We start from the raw sequence: 15,307 nt of genomic DNA, 5'->3' as shown, positions 1-15,307 counted from the left end.
GAGGATCGCCCGGCCACGTGGAAAATTGTATCTTATATAAGACTTCGCCGCCCCCATCGCGGATCCGCCGACCATCGGCGGGCAGGCCCTAGAATCGCGCTTTCCCCGGCTGGCCCCGCCCAACCCTTCACGCTGGATGTCCATGAACGCCACCCCTGCCCCGACCGAGCCGCACGTGATGTCCACCTACGGACGCGTCCCGATCCTGCTGACGCACGGGCGCGGCTGCCGGGTGTGGGATGCCGAAGGCCGCGAATACCTCGACGCACTGGCCGGCATCGCGGTCAACACACTGGGCCATGCGCACCCGCGGCTGGTGCGCGCGCTGCAGGACCAGGTGGCGCAACTCATCCACGTCAGCAACTACTACCACCACCCCTGGACCGAGCCACTGGCCGCCGCCTTGTGCGAGCGCTCGGGCCTGGACAAGGTGTTTTTTTGCTCCAGTGGACTGGAGGCCAACGAAGCGGCGCTCAAGCTCGCGCGCAAATTCGGCCGCGACAAGGGCATTGCCCGGCCGCAGATCGTCGTTTACGAGCGCGCTTTCCACGGCCGCTCCATCGCCACGCTGTCGGCCACCGGCAACCCCAAGGTGCAGGCGGGCTTCGAGCCGCTGGTCGAAGGCTTCATCCGCGTGCCGATCAACGATCTGGAAGCGCTCGAGCGCGCCACCGACGGCAACCCCGACGTCGTGGCGGTGTTCTTCGAGGCCATCCAAGGCGAAGGTGGCGTGCGCCCGCTGCAGCCGGACTACATCGCCGGCGTGCGCGCGCTGTGCGACGAGCGCGACTGGCTGCTGATGATCGACGAGGTGCAGTGCGGCATGGGCCGCACCGGCAAGTGGTTCGCCCACCAGTGGGCCGGCATCCGGCCCGATGTGATGCCGCTGGCCAAGGGGCTGGGCTCGGGCGTGCCGATCGGCGCGGTGGTGGCCGGACCGCGCGCGGCCCAGATCTTTCAACCCGGCAACCACGGCACCACCTTCGGCGGCAACCCGCTGGCCACGCGCGCGGGGCTGGAGACCATCCGCATCATGGAGGACGAAGGCCTGCTCGACAACGCCGCCGCCGTGGGGACGCACCTGCACACGCAGCTGTGGGCCGAGTTGCACGGCCTGCCCGGCGTGCGCGAGGTGCGCGGCAAGGGCCTGATGATCGGCGTGGAGCTGGACCGCCCTTGCGGCGTGCTGGTCAACCGCTGCGCGCAGGCAGGACTGCTGCTGTCCGTGACCGCCGACCGGGTGATCCGCCTGGTACCGCCGCTGATTCTATCGCGCGCCGAAGCCGACGAGATCGTGGCCAAGCTGGTGCCCCAGGTGCGCGCCTTCTTGAACGAGACCTCCGGATGAAACACTATCTGCAATTCAAGGACCTGGGCGCGGACGAGTACGCCTATCTGTTCGAGCGGGCAGACTTCATCAAGCGCAAGTTCAAAGCCGTCGAAAAATACCAACCCTTCGCCGATCCGGACCGCACGCTGGCGATGATCTTCGAGAAGGCCAGCACGCGCACGCGCGTCAGCTTCGAAGCTGGCATGTACCAGATGGGCGGCTCGGTGGTGCACCTGACCACCGGCGACAGCCAACTGGGCCGCAGCGAGCCGATCGAGGACACCGCGCGCGCCATCAGCCGCATGGTGGATCTGGTGATGATCCGCACCTTCGAGCAAAGCAAGATCGAGCGCTTTGCCGCGAACTCGCGCGTGCCGGTCATCAACGGCCTGACCAACGAGTTTCACCCGTGCCAGATCCTGGCGGACCTGTTCACCTGGCTGGAGCACCGCGGCCGGCGCGCCGACGGGACACTGGATCCGGGCGCGCTGCGTGGCATCACGGTGGCCTGGGTCGGCGACGGCAACAACATGGCCAACACCTGGCTGCAGGCGGCGCAGATCCTCGGCTTTCGGGTGCACCTCAGCACGCCGCGCGGCTACGAGGTCGACCCGGCCGTGGCCGGTGTGCCGCGCGGCGACTTCTGGCAGGTGTTCGACGACCCGATGGCGGCCTGCCGCGGCGCCGACCTCGTCACCACCGATGTGTGGACCAGCATGGGCTTCGAGGCTGAAAACGAAGCGCGCCAGCAGGCGTTCGCCGCCTGGCGCGTGACGCCGACGATGATGGCCCAGGCCAAGCCCGAGGCGCTGTTCATGCACTGCCTGCCCGCACACCGCGGCGAGGAGGTGGACGCCGAAGTCATCGACGGCCCGCAGTCCGTCGTCTGGGACGAGGCTGAGAACCGCATGCATGTGCAGAAGGCACTGATGGAGTATCTGCTGCTCGGCCGGCTGTGAGTGCGATGAGCAAGTGTCAGCGTTGCGGCGCATGCTGCGCCTGGTTTCGGGTCGATTTTTCGGTATACGAGACGCAGGACGGTGGCGGCCAAGTCCCGGACGGGCTGACCGTGCCCGTCACCGGCACCACCGTGCGCATGCGTGGCACCGACCATTGGCCCCCGCGCTGCACCGCCCTGACGGGGCGCGTGGGCGAACACGTGGCCTGCGGCATCTACGAGTGGCGGCCTTCGCCCTGCCGCGAATTCGCCGAGGGCAGCGACGCCTGCCAGCGTGCGCGGGCGCGCCATGGCCTGCCCCCGGCACCGCCCGCCTGATCGCCGGGCCGCCCGCCGCCGAAGGACCGGCCGGGCGACCGATCACAGACGGCGCTTGGCCGGTATCCCTTGCTCCAGCGCCTGCTCGATGCGACGGCACAGAGTGCGCAGCACCTCGATGCGCGACCACAGCTTGTCGTCCGACGCCACCAGATGCCACGGGGCGACCCGGGTCGAGGTGCGGTCCACCATGTCTTGCACCGCCCGCTCGTACTGGGGCCATTTGTTGCGGTTGCGCCAGTCCTCCGGGGTGATCTTGAACTGCTTGTGGGGCGTGGCCTCGCGCTCGCGAAAGCGACGCAGCTGCTCCTGCGGCGTGATGGCCAGCCAGAACTTGACGATGATCACCCCCGCCTCGGTCAATTCCTCCTCGTAGGCGTTGATCTCGCCATAGGCGCGCATCCAGTCGGCATCGGCGCAAAAGCCCTCCGCCCGCTCGACCAGCACCCGCCCGTACCACGATCGGTCGAAGATGACCGCGCGGCCATGCGGCGGGATATAGCGCCAAAACCGCCACAGATAGGGCTGGGCGCGCTCGTTCTCGTTGGGGGCCGCGACGGGCACCACGCGGTAAAAGCGCGCATCCCAGGCCGCGGTCAGGCGGCGAATGGTGCTGCCCTTGCCCGCAGCATCCATGCCTTCGAATACCACCACCAGCGAGCGGCTGCGCAGCCGCGGATCGCGGCTCAATCCGTTGAGCCGGCCCTGCCAGCGCTCCAGCAGGCGTTCGTAACGCTCGTGCGTCAGCCGCCGCCCGTAGTCCTGCGCCTTGAGCAGCGTCACATCGTCGCCCGGCGCCTCGATCACGCTGGCCGGCAACGGTCCCTGGGGCGCCACGGGCGACGCCGGCGCCACCGCGTGGCGCAGCACCGACAGCAGATGCCGCCCCGCCGTCAGATGGCGATAGGCCTCGTCGCTGCCTTCGATGACGATCCACGGCGCTTCGCCCAGGCTGGTCTTGCGCAGCGCCTCGTCGCTGGCTTCGATGAAGTCGTCGTAACGTTTGAGGTGCGCCTTCTCCTGCGGTCCGATGCGCCACGCCGTGCGGGGGTCGGACGCCAGCGCCTTCAGGCGCGCCTTGGCCGCCTGCCGGGACAGGTGAAACCAGAACTTCACCAAGACCACGCCCTCCGCCGCCAGCATGCGCTCGAACTGGCGGATGCGCTCCAGCCGGTGGGCGAAATGGTCGCGACTGTCGCGTCCCTCGACCCGTGCCAAGATCGGATCGGTGTACCACGAGCCAAACAAAATCCCGATGCGCCCCTTGGGCGGCAAGACCTGCCAAAACCGCCACATCTCGGGCCAGCGGCGGTCTTCGTCGGTCATGGCGCCAAACGCCTCGGTCCGTATGTGCCGCGGGTCCATCCAGGCGTTGAGCGTGTTGACCGTCTCGCTGCGCCCGGCCCCGTCCACCCGGTTGATGAGGATGACCACGGCGCGCGTGCCGCGGCGCAACAACTCGTATTGGGCATCTAGCAGGGCGGCCCGCAAAGCCGGCGCTTCGGCTTTGTAGGTGGCGCGGTCGATGCGGTGGCCGATTTCGGCCGAATCGAACATGGCAGTCTCCCCCCCGTGATCGGTGTGACCATGTTATACCCTACCCAGTCACGCCGAATCGCCTATAATGAGGAGCTTTGCTGGCAAAACCCCGTCGGCCGTGATCACCTTGAAGACGGGGAACCCCTGCCAGGCAAACCGGCGTCGGGTCTGATCTTCCCCACGTGCGGCCCTGGCACACTATGGAAACCATTGGCCAATGACCACCATTCGCGTTAAAGACAACGAACCGTTCGACGTCGCCCTGCGCCGCTTCAAGCGCACGATCGAGAAGCTGGGCCTGCTCAACGAGCTGCGCGCCCGCGAGTTTTACGAAAAGCCCACCGCCGAGCGCAAGCGCAAGAAGGCCGCGGCCGTCAAGCGCCACCTCAAGCGCGTGCGCTCGCAGCAGCTGCCGCAGCGTCTGTACTGATCGACCGGACACGACGGCCGGCAGCGGCAGACCGTGGCCCACTGCGCCCGGTTCTGCGTGCCGTTTCGGTCCGCCCCAAAGCCCGCCAGAGGACGCTCCGGCGGGCTTTGTTGCTTGCTCAAGACACCTTAGGACTGTACACCCCATGGCACTGAAGGACCGGATCACCGACGACATGAAGACCGCCATGCGCGCCAAGGACAGCGCGCGTCTGGGCGCCATCCGCCTGCTGCTGGCCGCGATCAAGCAAAAAGAGGTCGATGAGCGCGTGACGCTGGACGATGCGGGGGTGATTGCGGTCGTGGACAAGTTGCTCAAGCAGCGCCGCGACTCCATCGCCGCGTACGAACAAGCCGGCCGCACCGACTTGGCCGACAAGGAGCGCGCCGAGGCCCAGGTACTCGAGGCCTATCTGCCCGCGCGGCTGGACGCCGCAGCGATCGCTGCGGCCGTGCAAGCGATCGTCGGCCGCGTCGCCGCCGACCTGGGCCGCGCGCCTACCCCCGCAGACATGGGCAAGGTCATGGCCTTGGCCAAGGCCGATCTGGCCGGCCAGGCCGACATGGGCCAGGTGTCGGCCGCGGTCAAGGCCGCCCTGGCGGGCTGATCCCCCGACGCGCTGCGCATGGGCGCCGCCCCAGCCTTTGCTGCGGACGCCCCCATCGGGGTGTTCGACTCCGGGGTGGGTGGCCTGTCGGTGTTGCGCGAAATCCGGGCTCGCCTGCCGGCCGAGCGGCTGATCTACATGGCGGACTCGGGGCACGCGCCCTATGGCGACAAATCGCCCGCTTACGTCCAAGCCCGTGCCGAGCACATCCTGGCCCAGTTGCGGCGCGCCGGGTGCAAAGCCGTCGTGGTCGCCTGCAACACCGTCACCGGCCTGTCGATCCGCGCCTTGCGCGAACGCCATCCAAACTGGCCGCTCGTGGCCATCGAGCCGGCCGTCAAGCCCGCGGCCGCCCTCACCCGCAGCGGCATCGTCGGCGTTCTGGCGACCCGCAATACGGTGGACAGCCCGGGACTGGCGCGCCTGATCGCGGCGCATGCGGCCGGCGTGCAGGTGCTCCCGCAAGCCTGCCCGGGCTGGGTGGAGCGCGTCGAACGCGGCGAACTCGACTGCCCCGACACCGAGACCGCGGTTGCACAGCGCGTGCGGCCGTTGCTCGCGGCCGGCGCCGACGTGCTGGTGCTCGGGTGCACGCACTACCCCTTCCTGCGCCCGGTGATCCAGCGCATCACCGGTCCGGACGTCACCATCCTGGATCCGGCCCCAGCGGTCGCGCGCGAACTGGCGCGCCGGCTCGACGAGGCCCGCCTCGCCATACCCGGCACCGCCCTCGGCGACGTCGCGTTTTGGACGAGTGGCGACCTGGCCCAGACGGCACGTGTGATCGAGCTACTGTGGGGGCAGGCCGTACAAGTGCAGCGCCTGACCGACGGCGCTGCATAACGCCCCCATGGCAATACCCCTGCTCGGCACACGGCTTTGCGGCGCCGTCCACGACAGGTCGCCCTCGGCCCTAAGCTCGAGCGTTCCGCCCATTTCGGGCATTGCGGACGCTGCAGGAGGCTTGGCTCATGGACAGACGGTTGTTTTTGGGTGCCGGCATTGCCGCCGCCGGTTGGCTGGCCCTGGGGTCGGCGTGGTCGCAACAGGGCGCCCCCAATTTTGGGGCCCCCACCCTGCCCTCGCCGGGCATGCGCCGCATCCGGCTCGGCGCCTTCGAGATCATCGCGCTCAACGACGGCGCGTTGCGCCGCCCGCTGGGCGAGGAGTTCGTTCGCAATGCCCCGCTGGAGCAGGTCAAGGCCCTGCTCGCCTCGCAGAATCTGCCCACCGATTACGTAGACATCCCGTTTAACGCCTTCCTGGCGGTGACGCCGGCGGGCAGATTCCTATTCGACACCGGCTTTGCCGACAACGGCCCACCCACGACCGGGCGCCTGCGCGACAACCTGGCCGCCGCCGGCTACCAGCCGGAAGACGTCGACCATGTCGTGATCAGCCATTACCACGGTGACCACATCAACGGGGTGCGCCTCAAGGACGGCCGCCTTACCTTCCCCCGCGCCAAAATCCACGTCCCGGCACCGGAGCACGCGTTTTGGACGGACGACGCGCGCATGGCCAGCGCGCCGCAGGCGATGCAAGGTGCCTTTCAGGCCGTGCGACGGGTGTTCGGCGGACTGCCGCCCGACCGGCTGGTGCCTTTTCAGCCCGGCGCGGAGCTGGCCCCTGGCATCCGCGCCGAAGCGGCCTTCGGCCACACGCCCGGCATGTGCGTTTTCACACTGCGCTCCGAGGGCCAGGGCTTCATGTACGTGGCCGACACGTCCAACATCCCGTCCCTGTTCGTGCGCAACCCGGACTGGTCGGTGGTGTTCGACATGGATGCGGACCTGGCCCGGCAGACGCGGCGCCGCATCTACGATCAGATCATCCGCGACAAGCTGATGGTGGGGGGCTTTCACTTCCCCTTCCCCGCCCTGGGGCACATCGAAGCCGCCGGCAGCGGCTATCGGTTCAATCCGGTGGCTTGATGGGTCGCAGCAAGCGCTCATCGACTGGTATCGATTCCCACGCTTTCTCGACGGCGGACCAGCCGTCGGGATTGGCGTTGGGGACAATCTGCGATTCTGCCCCCTGGTGCACGGCTCGCCTGCGAACTGACCGCCAGGTGGGCGTCCTTCGGCTATGGGGAGAACCGTCCTCCGCGCAGCAGCGGCCAGCCCGGCGCTGAGATGAATGGCGATGGTGGAGGTGCGTTGTATGACGCAGGCTCCCGGGTGGATCACGATGTGACGCGCACTGTGCCGCTCGGCGCCGGCAACTGCCAGTCGTATGCGACAGAATGCAGGCCACGGGCGCGAAACGCCATCACGTCGGCGTGAAATGCCGGCATGACCCTCAGCCTTCTTGCGTTGTCCCCTTTGCATGGAACTGATTGTTCTTGTGCTGGCGCTGGGCGCCGGCCTCCAGGTCGCCAAGGTTCGCGAACAGCAACACCGCATTCGCTTGCTCGGCCGCTACTTGCAGCCCTACCGCATCGAGCGCCTGATGGAAACCCTGCTGGACGGCTACCTGCGCGCCCTGGGCGAAGACGACCCCCCCCGGCGCGACCAGATCTGGGCGCTGCTGACCGCGGCCGAAACCGAGCTGCGGGACCAGGTCCGCCAACTGGCCACCGATGTCGAGCAGATCTGGCCGGACGATGCCCTGGTCAGCACCCTGCCCATCGCGCTGCCGCGTGCGCACAAACTGTTTCCACGGGCCACCTTCGATCTGCGCCGTGCCCTGGCCATACACGCGGCGGGCATCGAGGCCGTCGTGGCCAACCAGGCCGGGCTGTCCCGGCGGGACCAGGCCTACATGCTGAGCGCCGAGATGCTGCTGTTGCAGCACACCTGCCACTGGTTCTGCCGCTCGCGCACCGTGGCCACGGCGCGCATGCTCGCCCGGCACAAAACCGACCACGTGCAACTGGTGCAGGCGGTCTCCCCGCAAACGCGCGACGCGTACCGGCGGCTCATCGGGCGGTGACACGCATAGCCTGCGTACGCTGTGGGCCGCTTGAGAGGCGGTCGGGGGCGGCATCACGACGAGCAGTGCCGTCCCGGTGTCAAAAACGGTACACCGAAAAACGAAAGGCCCGCTCATCGGCGGGCCAAGTCGTTGGTTGATTTGGTGGGTCGTGCAGGATTCGAACCTGCGACCAACGGATTAAAAGTCCGCTGCTCTACCGACTGAGCTAACGACCCACTTTTTCTTCACAACAGCGTCTACGCTTGCAGCGAAAGCGCTCATTATAGCCGAAATTTCTCGCCTTTCCGGAGCCGATGCCCCGGCACCGTCAGCCGCGGACGGCCGCCACGGCATCCAGGACCCAACCCGCGGCGCACAGGCCGAAAGTGGCCGTCACCGCCACGCTGGAGCCGTATCCGTGGCAATTGAGCGACCCGTCCCCTGCGCCGTCCACGGCGCACGCGGGATCCGGCGGCGCGACGGACTCCCGGCTGAATACCGTCATCACGCCCATGCGCCCCTGGCGCGGCGCTCCGTGCCATTTGCGCAGCCGCTGCCGCAGTTGCGCGAGCAGCGGGTCGTGGGTGGCCTCGGCAATGTCGGCAATCTCTACCCGGTCCCCGCGCCGCTTGCCCCCTGCGGCGCCGGCGGTGATGAACACGCTGCGCGTCCGCAACGCCCAGGCGGCCACGGCAGTCTTGGTCGCCATCTGATCGCAGGCGTCGATGACCGCGAACGGCCCTTGGGCGCCTTGGTACGCCTGCGCCTGGCGCAACAGGTCCACCCAGTTGTCCGGGGTCACGAATGCGTCGATGGTGCACACCCGGCAACCCGGATGGATGGCCTCGATGCGGGCGCGCATGGCCTCCACCTTGGCCTGTCCATAGGTGCCCTCCAGGGCGTGGATCTGTCGGTTGGTGTTGGACTCGGCGACATGGTCCAAATCGATCAGGGTGAGGCGGCCCACCCCACTGCGGGCCAGAGCCTCGGCCGCCCACGACCCCACCCCGCCGATGCCGACCACGATGACGTGCGCGTCGAAGATCCGCTGCGCGCCCTGCGGACCGTACAGGCGTCGCAGCCCCCCAAAGCGCCGCTCGACATCGGGCGCGTCCAGCGCCGGGGCGGCGGTGTCGGCCTCAGTCACGCTCGAGCAGCCAGAGTTGGAAGCGCAGCCCACCCAAGGCGCCAGTCACGATCCCGGCGAAGGCGATCGCGCTGGTGACGCTCAACGTCGACAGGCCCGACAAGCCCTGCCCAACGGTGCAGCCCATGGCGGTGACACCGCCCACCCCCATGCACAAGGCGCCCACCAGATGCAGCGCCGTGTCGCGCGTGCCAGCAAACCCTTCCCAGCGGAACGACCGGCTGACCACCGCATGGAGGAACGCCCCCACCACCACCCCCAACACCGACACGACGCCCAGGGTCAACACCTTATTCTTGTCGCTAAAATAAATCAGCCAATCGAGGGTATACGCCATGGGCGCGGTGAAGGTCAGGGCCTCCATGCGGCCGCTGTTGGTCGTCAGGAAGACCGACTCCAGCGTCTCCGGGTGCTCCGCCACGAAGCCGAGCCGGCCCGACACCCACCACATCCCAACCACCGTGGCCCCGATGCCCAGCCCGGCCAGCCACGCGTCCGGGGAACGGCGGAAGCCCTCGCCCAACGCAGCCCACACCATCAGCGCCAGCCCCAGGCCCCCGCCAATCACCCACGCGGCGGTGGAGGCCTCCCAGCCCAACAGGGCGGCCAGCCAACTGGGCAGTGCGCTGCCGGGCTGCATCTCGATGGCGATGCGATCGACCGTGCTGTCACGCAGCACGGCCGTGATCCCGCGCAGGGTCGCAAACGCCGCCACCCCCATGACGAAGAACACGACCACGGCCTTGAGGCTGCCGCCTCCGATGCGCACCAGCGTCTTGCTGCCGCAACCCGACGCCAACACCATGCCAAAACCGAACAGCGCCCCGCCCACGAGCGCGGACAGCCAGATAACCCGCCCGCTGTAATAAATCGTCTGGGAGGGGTCGATCCACCCCAAAGCCGCCATGGTGTGAAAGCCCAGCATGGCCACCCCGATGGCCATGCCCCACATGCGCATGCGGGTCCAGTCGCCCATGTTCACGATGTCGCTGATAGCCCCCATGGTACAGAAATGGGTGCGATGCGCAACGGCGCCAAACACGGCTGAAACGGCGAAGGCCGCCCAAAGAACGGAGGTGTACAGGGATTGAAAAGCGGCGAGGTCCATGGTGCGAGAACGGTTTCGGGACCGATTCTACGGGCCCGCGTGCGCCAGGGTGCGCCGAGGTCTGGCGCAGGGTGGGCGCCGCGCGGGCAGCCCCCAGGTTTACTGCAGCCGCGCCAAACGCTCGCGGGCGGTAGCTGCGGCCTCGGTATCGGGGTAGCGCTTGATGAGCGCCTGCCACGTGGCGCGCGCAGCCTTGGAGTCTTTGAGTTCGAGCTGGCAGCTCGCGATGGCGAGCATCGCCTCGGCCGCGCGGGGATGCTCCGGCGACTGGTCGATCAGCCGCTGATAGCTGTCGATGGCGGTGCGGTACTGGCGGTCGGCATACAGGGCATTGCCCTGCCAGTACAGAGCCAGCGGCGCATAGCCACTGCCCGGATGGCGCGCCAGAAAATCCCCGTACAGCTTGGCCGCGCGCGGAAAATCCGACGCCCGCAGGGCCGCCATGGCACCCTCGAAAGCGGTTTTCTCTTCCGGGCGTGCGGCGAATTCCGTGCCGTCGACGGTGACCTTGATGGGCTCCAGCGCGCGCAGGCGCTCATCGAATGCAGCCAGGGCGTCGCGCTGCTGGCGCTGCAGATCCGCCAGGTCGCGCGCCAGGCGCTCCTGCTGCCCCCGCAGCATCGCCAGTTCGCGGCGCACCGCTTCGATTTGGTTGACGACATCGAGCACCCCACGGCGCGCGGTGTCGCCGCCGGACTGCAGCTCCTGCAGCTGACGCTCGGTGGCTTCGAGGGCTTGGCGCTGAGCCTCCACGCGGCTGCGCAAATCCAGGATGGCGCGGCGTGCCTCGTCATCGCTGAACAGCGCATGCGCGGGCAGGGCCGCTGCGGCGAGCACGGCGCCGCCCACCCAGGCGGCCAGCGCCGCCTGCCAGCGGCGCACCGGCAAACACCCTGCGGCGACGGACCGGTCGAAGCGGGCTTGGCTCATGGCGCGGAATCAGCGGTAGGCCAGCTCGACACGGCGGTTTTGGCTCCAGGCCTCTTCGCCGCTGCCCTGCGCCGCCGGCTTTTCCTTGCCGAAGCTGACCGCCTCCATCTGCGTCTCCTGCACGCCCATCAATGCCAGGGCACGGCGCACGGCATCGGCGCGTTTTTGGCCCAGGGCCAAGTTGTACTCGCGCCCGCCGCGCTCGTCCGTGTGGCCTTCCAGGACCACGCGGCGCTGGCGGTCGGCGTTCAGAAAACGCGCGTGCGCCTCCAGCACCGCCACGAACTCGGGCTTGACGGTGTAGGAGTCAAAGTCGAAGTAGATGATGCGCGCGACATTGGCCGGCGGCTGCCCCACCCCGGGCTGCTGCGTTTGCACGGGCACCACGGTGCGGCTGTCCACCGCGCCGCTGCCCGCGCCACCGGCACCGCCCCCCGCGCCCGCCACACCCACCGGGGTGGGCGACCGATCGCTGACGGGGGCACTCTCGTCCAGCTTGACGCTGGAGCAGCCAGCCAGCACGGAGGCCGCCAGCAGCGCCGCACCCGCGCGGACCGCATGACGTTGCCAGAAATGACGAACAGGGGTTTTCATGGTGGATTGCGTAAGTGAAAAAACCAAAGGAAAAGAAACCGGTCGGCGCGCCCGCGCCATCAGGCCAGGAACGGACCCCAATCGGGTTCGCGCACGCTGCCGCTCGCCGCCAGCCGCGTCTTGATGCGTCCGTCCAGGGTGGTGGTCATCAGCGACTCGCGGCCCTGCACGCGCGTGGCATAGATGATCAGGCGGCCGTTGGGCGCAAAGCTCGGGCTTTCGTCGGCGTTGGTGTCGGTCAGCGAGGTGACGGTTCCGCTGGCCAGATCCATCAAGCGCAGGCGATACGCATCCCCGATGCGGGAGACGAAGGCCAGTTGCCGGCCGTCGGGGCTGACCGCCGGGGAGATGTTGTAGCCCCCCTCGAAGGTGACGCGCGTGACCTCGCGCCCGTCCGGGGTCATGCGGTAGATCTGTGGCGAACCACCCCGGTCGCTGACGAAATAGACCGACTTGCCGTCGGGGGCAAAGGCGGGCTCGGTGTCGATGCCACCGGTCTGGGTGATGCGCTGCGGCTGGCCGCCGTCCAGGTCGAGCGCATAGATCTGCGAGCTGCCCGCCAGGGTCAGCGTGGCGTACAGGCGCCGGCCGTCGGGCGACCACGCCGGCGCACTGTTGGAGCCACGAAAGCTCGCCAGCAGCCGACGCCGGCCGGTGGCGATGTCGTGCGCGTAGATGACGGGCTTGAGCGATTCGAACGACACATAAGCGAGCTGCGTGCCGTTGGGCGACCATGCGGGGGAGATGATGGGCTCGCGGCTGGTCAGGGCGGGCTGGGCATTCTCGCCATCGGCATCAGCCACCCAAAGCTGGTGGCGATCGCCATTTTTGGTGACATACGCGATGCGCGTGGAGAACACGCCCCGCTCGCCAGTGAGCTTTTCGTACACGTAGTCAGCGATGCGGTGCGCCGCCAGCCGCAGATCGGCCGCGCTCACGGGGTAGCTCAGCCCCCCCAGGTCGGTGCCGCGCACCACATCCCACAGGCGGAACCGAACGTCGAAACGGCCATCCGCCAGCCCGCGCACGCTGCCGGTGATCAGCGCATCCGCCCCCTGGGTGCGCCAGGGCCCGAGATCCGGGCGCGAGGCCTCGTCCAGCCCTGCGGGACCGCCCGCAATCTGGCGGAGCTGACCGCTGCGCACCAGGTCGGCCGCGACAATGGCCGCCACGTCCTGCGGCAAGCCAGACGGCACCCGAAACGGCGCGACCGCGAACGGAATCTGCTGCACGCCGACACCGGTCACCTCGACCCGGAACTGGGCGGCTGCCGGCGCCGACCAGGCGGCCAACGCACCGGCCACAGCCGACGCGAGCAGCCCGCGGCGCGACAGCGGAGCGAACGACGGGCACGGCGCAGTGCCGCGTTCCAGACCGGACAGGGGGGTGCCGAAGCGATCAATGAGCGTCATCGAAGCGGTGGTTGGCGGTCGGACAACGAGACGAACGCACCGCCGCGGCGTGCGCGGTGGGTGCGGGGAATGTGTGCGGGAAATGCGCGGTACGGCGGATAATACCGGAAGCGTCACCGTGGCCCTGGGTGTCGACCACCCCCAAGAAAGTTCCCGCCGCAACGGCCCCGCTCCACCGCCCGCCTTGTCGACCACAGCGCCCGATCCCTCCCCAGCCGCCGCCGGCCCCGACAGGGCCAAGGCTGGCGCGCGCGTGCGCGACCGGCTGCGGCGCCTGTGGCCGTACTTCCGCCCCGCGCGGGCGGGGGTGGGCATCGCCGCCCTGGGGGCGCTGCTCGCGGCGCTGACCGAGCCCGCCATCCCCGCCCTGCTGAAGCTGCTGCTCGACGAGGGGTTCATCGCGGGTGGCCTGCCCCTGTGGACGGTCCCTGTGGCGCTAATCGGCCTGTTCGCGCTGCGCGGGTTGGCCACCTTCGTCGCCCAGTACGGGCTGGCCTACACCACCAATGGGGGCATGGTGGCGCTGCGGCGCGCGATGTTCGAGCGGTTGGGCGAGGCGGACCTGCGCCTGTTCGCCGAACAAAACGCCAGTCGCCTGTCGAACACCCTGGTGTACGAAGTGCAAAACGGCGCCGGTCAGCTCGTCGGCGCGCTGCTGACCCTGGTGCGCACCGTGTTCACGATCGCCGCGTTGCTGGCCTATCTGCTGTGGCTGAACTGGCAGCTCACGCTGATCGTGCTGGCCATGTTCCCGCCGCTGTCCTGGGGCATGAAGGCCCTGTCGCGCCGGCTGTACGGCGTGACCCGGCGCAGCCAGGCCGCCACCGACGAACTGGCCTATGTGGTCGAGGAAAATGTGCTGGCCCACCGGCTGGTGCGGCTGCACGGCGCCCAGGCACAGCAACAGCGGCGGTTTGCGACCCTCAACGCCGCGCTGCGCAGCCTGGCGCTCAAGAGCACGGTCGCGGCCGCGGCCATGACGCCGCTGTCGCAGATCCTGGCGGCCACGGCCTTGTCGGCCGTCATCATGGTGGCGCTTCACCAGGCCTCTGGCGGGGTGTCGGTCGGCAGCTTCGTCGGCTTCGTGACGGCGATGTTGATGCTCGTGACGCCGATTCGCCAGCTCGCGGACATTGCCACCCCAATCACGCGCGGGCTGGCCGCGCTGGAACGCGGAGTGGCGCTGATCGAAGACACGCCGGTACAAAGCGGCGGGCAGCACGACGGCGGGCGGGCACAGGGGCGCATCAGCCTGCAGGACGTGTGGGTGCGTTATGCGGGCCAGCCGGGTGCGGCGGTGCGCGGCGTGTCGCTGGAGATTGCGCCGGGCGAGGTGGTGGCGTTCGTCGGCCCGTCCGGATCGGGCAAGACCACGCTGATCAACCTGCTGCCGCGCTTCGTCGCCCCCAGCCACGGCACCGTGCGGCTCGACGGCGTGGATGTGCGCGAGTGGGAGTTGCGCGCCCTGAGGCGGCAGTTTGCGATCGTCAGCCAGGACGTGGTAATGCTCAACGACACGGTATTGACCAACGTGGCGCTGGGTGACGACCACCCCGTCGAGCCGCGCGTACGCGCCGCGCTGGAGGCGGCCAACCTGGGCGACTGGTGGCCGACGCTGCCGGAGGGCCTGCAGACCATCGTGGGCCACAACGCGGCCCAGTTGTCCGGCGGTCAACGCCAACGGCTCGCCATCGCACGCGCGATCTACAAGGATGCGCCGGTGCTCATTCTGGACGAAGCCACCTCCGCGCTGGACAACGAATCCGAACGCCTGGTGCAAGAGGCCCTGGGCCGGCTGATGGCCGGACGCACCACGCTCGTGATCGCGCACCGCCTTTCGACCATCGCGCATGCCGACCGCATCGTCGTGCTGGAGGCCGGGCGGGTGATCGAGCAGGGCCGCCACGGGGAACTGCTGGCCGCCGGCGGGCTGTATGCCCGGCTCTATGCCCAAGGCAGCGGCGGCTGGCTGGACGATGGCGACAGTCCCGTCTCCGCCGCCGAAGACGCGGCTTGAC

Annotated in this window: 15 protein-coding genes and 1 tRNA gene; 9 read left to right on the top strand and 7 right to left on the bottom strand. The window is 68.9% G+C overall.

The annotated features are described in order from the left end of the window. The first annotated feature begins 142 nt into the window (after positions 1-142). From V7026_RS01215 to V7026_RS01205, 3 genes are read left to right on the top strand one after another with little or no spacing between them, the layout of a single operon-like run. Positions 143-1,348, top strand: coding sequence for an aspartate aminotransferase family protein (locus V7026_RS01215; RefSeq protein ID WP_334153423.1), 1,206 nt, complete (start codon positions 143-145; stop codon positions 1,346-1,348). Next, positions 1,345-2,289, top strand: coding sequence for an ornithine carbamoyltransferase (gene argF, locus V7026_RS01210; protein WP_334153422.1), 945 nt, complete (start codon positions 1,345-1,347; stop codon positions 2,287-2,289). Before V7026_RS01215 ends, argF begins: the two co-directional genes overlap by 4 nt. 5 nt (positions 2,290-2,294) lie before the next feature. Further along, entirely contained in the window at positions 2,295-2,606 is a 312-nt protein-coding gene (locus V7026_RS01205) for a YkgJ family cysteine cluster protein (RefSeq protein WP_334153421.1), read from the top strand. 42 nt (positions 2,607-2,648) lie between these two features. On the opposite strand, the gene pap is transcribed toward V7026_RS01205, so the two are convergent. After that, the gene (pap, locus tag V7026_RS01200; RefSeq protein ID WP_334153420.1) at positions 2,649-4,163 is read right to left on the bottom strand and encodes a polyphosphate:AMP phosphotransferase; all 1,515 of its coding nucleotides are present in this window, start codon (positions 4,161-4,163) and stop codon (positions 2,649-2,651) included. A 199-nt stretch (positions 4,164-4,362) separates the two neighbouring features. On the opposite strand from pap, the gene rpsU reads away from it, so the two are divergent. The 5 genes from rpsU to V7026_RS01175 all read left to right on the top strand — a co-directional run bounded on the left by rpsU (position 4,363) and on the right by V7026_RS01175 (position 8,116). Beyond that, positions 4,363-4,575, top strand: coding sequence for a 30S ribosomal protein S21 (gene rpsU, locus V7026_RS01195; RefSeq protein WP_068610140.1), 213 nt, complete (start codon positions 4,363-4,365; stop codon positions 4,573-4,575). Positions 4,576-4,720: 145 nt separating this feature from the next. Further along, positions 4,721-5,182, top strand: coding sequence for a GatB/YqeY domain-containing protein (locus tag V7026_RS01190; protein ID WP_334153418.1), 462 nt, complete (start codon positions 4,721-4,723; stop codon positions 5,180-5,182). 18 nt (positions 5,183-5,200) lie between these two features. Further along, entirely contained in the window at positions 5,201-6,025 is an 825-nt protein-coding gene (gene murI, locus V7026_RS01185; protein ID WP_334153417.1) for a glutamate racemase, read from the top strand. 128 nt (positions 6,026-6,153) lie between these two features. Beyond that, a complete protein-coding gene (locus tag V7026_RS01180; RefSeq protein WP_334153416.1) occupies positions 6,154-7,116 on the top strand; it encodes an MBL fold metallo-hydrolase in 963 nt (320 codons plus the stop codon). Positions 7,117-7,510: 394 nt separating this feature from the next. After that, positions 7,511-8,116: a hypothetical protein gene (locus V7026_RS01175; RefSeq protein WP_334153415.1), complete on the top strand. Its 606-nt coding sequence runs from the start codon at positions 7,511-7,513 to the stop codon at positions 8,114-8,116. 142 nt (positions 8,117-8,258) lie between these two features. On the opposite strand, the gene V7026_RS01170 is transcribed toward V7026_RS01175, so the two are convergent. The 6 genes from V7026_RS01170 to tolB form a co-directional block, all read right to left on the bottom strand. Then, positions 8,259-8,334, bottom strand: a tRNA-Lys gene (locus V7026_RS01170). Positions 8,335-8,426: 92 nt separating this feature from the next. After that, entirely contained in the window at positions 8,427-9,245 is an 819-nt protein-coding gene (locus V7026_RS01165; protein ID WP_334153414.1) for a tRNA threonylcarbamoyladenosine dehydratase, read from the bottom strand. Then, positions 9,238-10,353 carry a YeeE/YedE family protein gene (locus V7026_RS01160; protein ID WP_334153413.1) on the bottom strand — a complete coding sequence of 372 codons (1,116 nt, stop codon included), beginning with the start codon at positions 10,351-10,353 and terminating at the stop codon, positions 9,238-9,240. Before V7026_RS01160 ends, V7026_RS01165 begins: the two co-directional genes overlap by 8 nt. A 99-nt stretch (positions 10,354-10,452) precedes the next feature. Further along, positions 10,453-11,283: a tol-pal system protein YbgF gene (ybgF, locus tag V7026_RS01155; RefSeq protein ID WP_334153412.1), complete on the bottom strand. Its 831-nt coding sequence runs from the start codon at positions 11,281-11,283 to the stop codon at positions 10,453-10,455. Between the two features lie 9 nt (positions 11,284-11,292). Next, positions 11,293-11,877 (bottom strand): peptidoglycan-associated lipoprotein Pal, encoded by a 585-nt coding sequence (pal, locus tag V7026_RS01150; RefSeq protein WP_334153411.1) that lies wholly within the window; start codon positions 11,875-11,877, stop codon positions 11,293-11,295. A gap of 59 nt (positions 11,878-11,936) precedes the next feature. After that, complete coding sequence (gene tolB / locus V7026_RS01145) at positions 11,937-13,289, bottom strand: Tol-Pal system beta propeller repeat protein TolB (protein WP_334153410.1); 1,353 nt, start codon at positions 13,287-13,289, stop codon at positions 11,937-11,939. A gap of 184 nt (positions 13,290-13,473) precedes the next feature. Between tolB and msbA the strand changes: the two genes are divergently transcribed. Further along, positions 13,474-15,306, top strand: a complete 1,833-nt coding sequence (gene msbA / locus V7026_RS01140; protein ID WP_443082296.1) for a lipid A export permease/ATP-binding protein MsbA — start codon at positions 13,474-13,476, stop codon at positions 15,304-15,306. The last annotated feature ends 1 nt before the right edge of the window (position 15,307 follow it).

The organism is Tepidimonas sp. (assembly GCF_036825565.1).
Lineage (GTDB): Bacteria > Pseudomonadota > Gammaproteobacteria > Burkholderiales > Burkholderiaceae_C > Tepidimonas.
Note: the sequence above shows the minus strand (reverse complement) of the source record. Positions and strands in the feature narration are given on the sequence as shown.

Excerpts from the sequence above, each read along its gene's own strand:
- V7026_RS01205 (WP_334153421.1), top strand. The coding sequence starts at position 2,295 with ATGAGCAAGTGTCAGCGTTGCGGCGCATGCTGCGCCTGGTTTCGGGTC.
- V7026_RS01175 (WP_334153415.1), top strand. The coding sequence starts at position 7,511 with ATGGAACTGATTGTTCTTGTGCTGGCGCTGGGCGCCGGCCTCCAGGTC.
- V7026_RS01160 (WP_334153413.1), bottom strand. The coding sequence starts at position 10,353 with ATGGACCTCGCCGCTTTTCAATCCCTGTACACCTCCGTTCTTTGGGCG.
- tolB (WP_334153410.1), bottom strand. The coding sequence starts at position 13,289 with ATGACGCTCATTGATCGCTTCGGCACCCCCCTGTCCGGTCTGGAACGC.
- rpsU (WP_068610140.1), top strand. The coding sequence starts at position 4,363 with ATGACCACCATTCGCGTTAAAGACAACGAACCGTTCGACGTCGCCCTG.
- argF (WP_334153422.1), top strand. The coding sequence starts at position 1,345 with ATGAAACACTATCTGCAATTCAAGGACCTGGGCGCGGACGAGTACGCC.
- pap (WP_334153420.1), bottom strand. The coding sequence starts at position 4,163 with ATGTTCGATTCGGCCGAAATCGGCCACCGCATCGACCGCGCCACCTAC.
- V7026_RS01215 (WP_334153423.1), top strand. The coding sequence starts at position 143 with ATGAACGCCACCCCTGCCCCGACCGAGCCGCACGTGATGTCCACCTAC.
- pal (WP_334153411.1), bottom strand. The coding sequence starts at position 11,877 with ATGAAAACCCCTGTTCGTCATTTCTGGCAACGTCATGCGGTCCGCGCG.
- ybgF (WP_334153412.1), bottom strand. The coding sequence starts at position 11,283 with ATGAGCCAAGCCCGCTTCGACCGGTCCGTCGCCGCAGGGTGTTTGCCG.
- murI (WP_334153417.1), top strand. The coding sequence starts at position 5,201 with ATGGGCGCCGCCCCAGCCTTTGCTGCGGACGCCCCCATCGGGGTGTTC.
- V7026_RS01180 (WP_334153416.1), top strand. The coding sequence starts at position 6,154 with ATGGACAGACGGTTGTTTTTGGGTGCCGGCATTGCCGCCGCCGGTTGG.
- V7026_RS01190 (WP_334153418.1), top strand. The coding sequence starts at position 4,721 with ATGGCACTGAAGGACCGGATCACCGACGACATGAAGACCGCCATGCGC.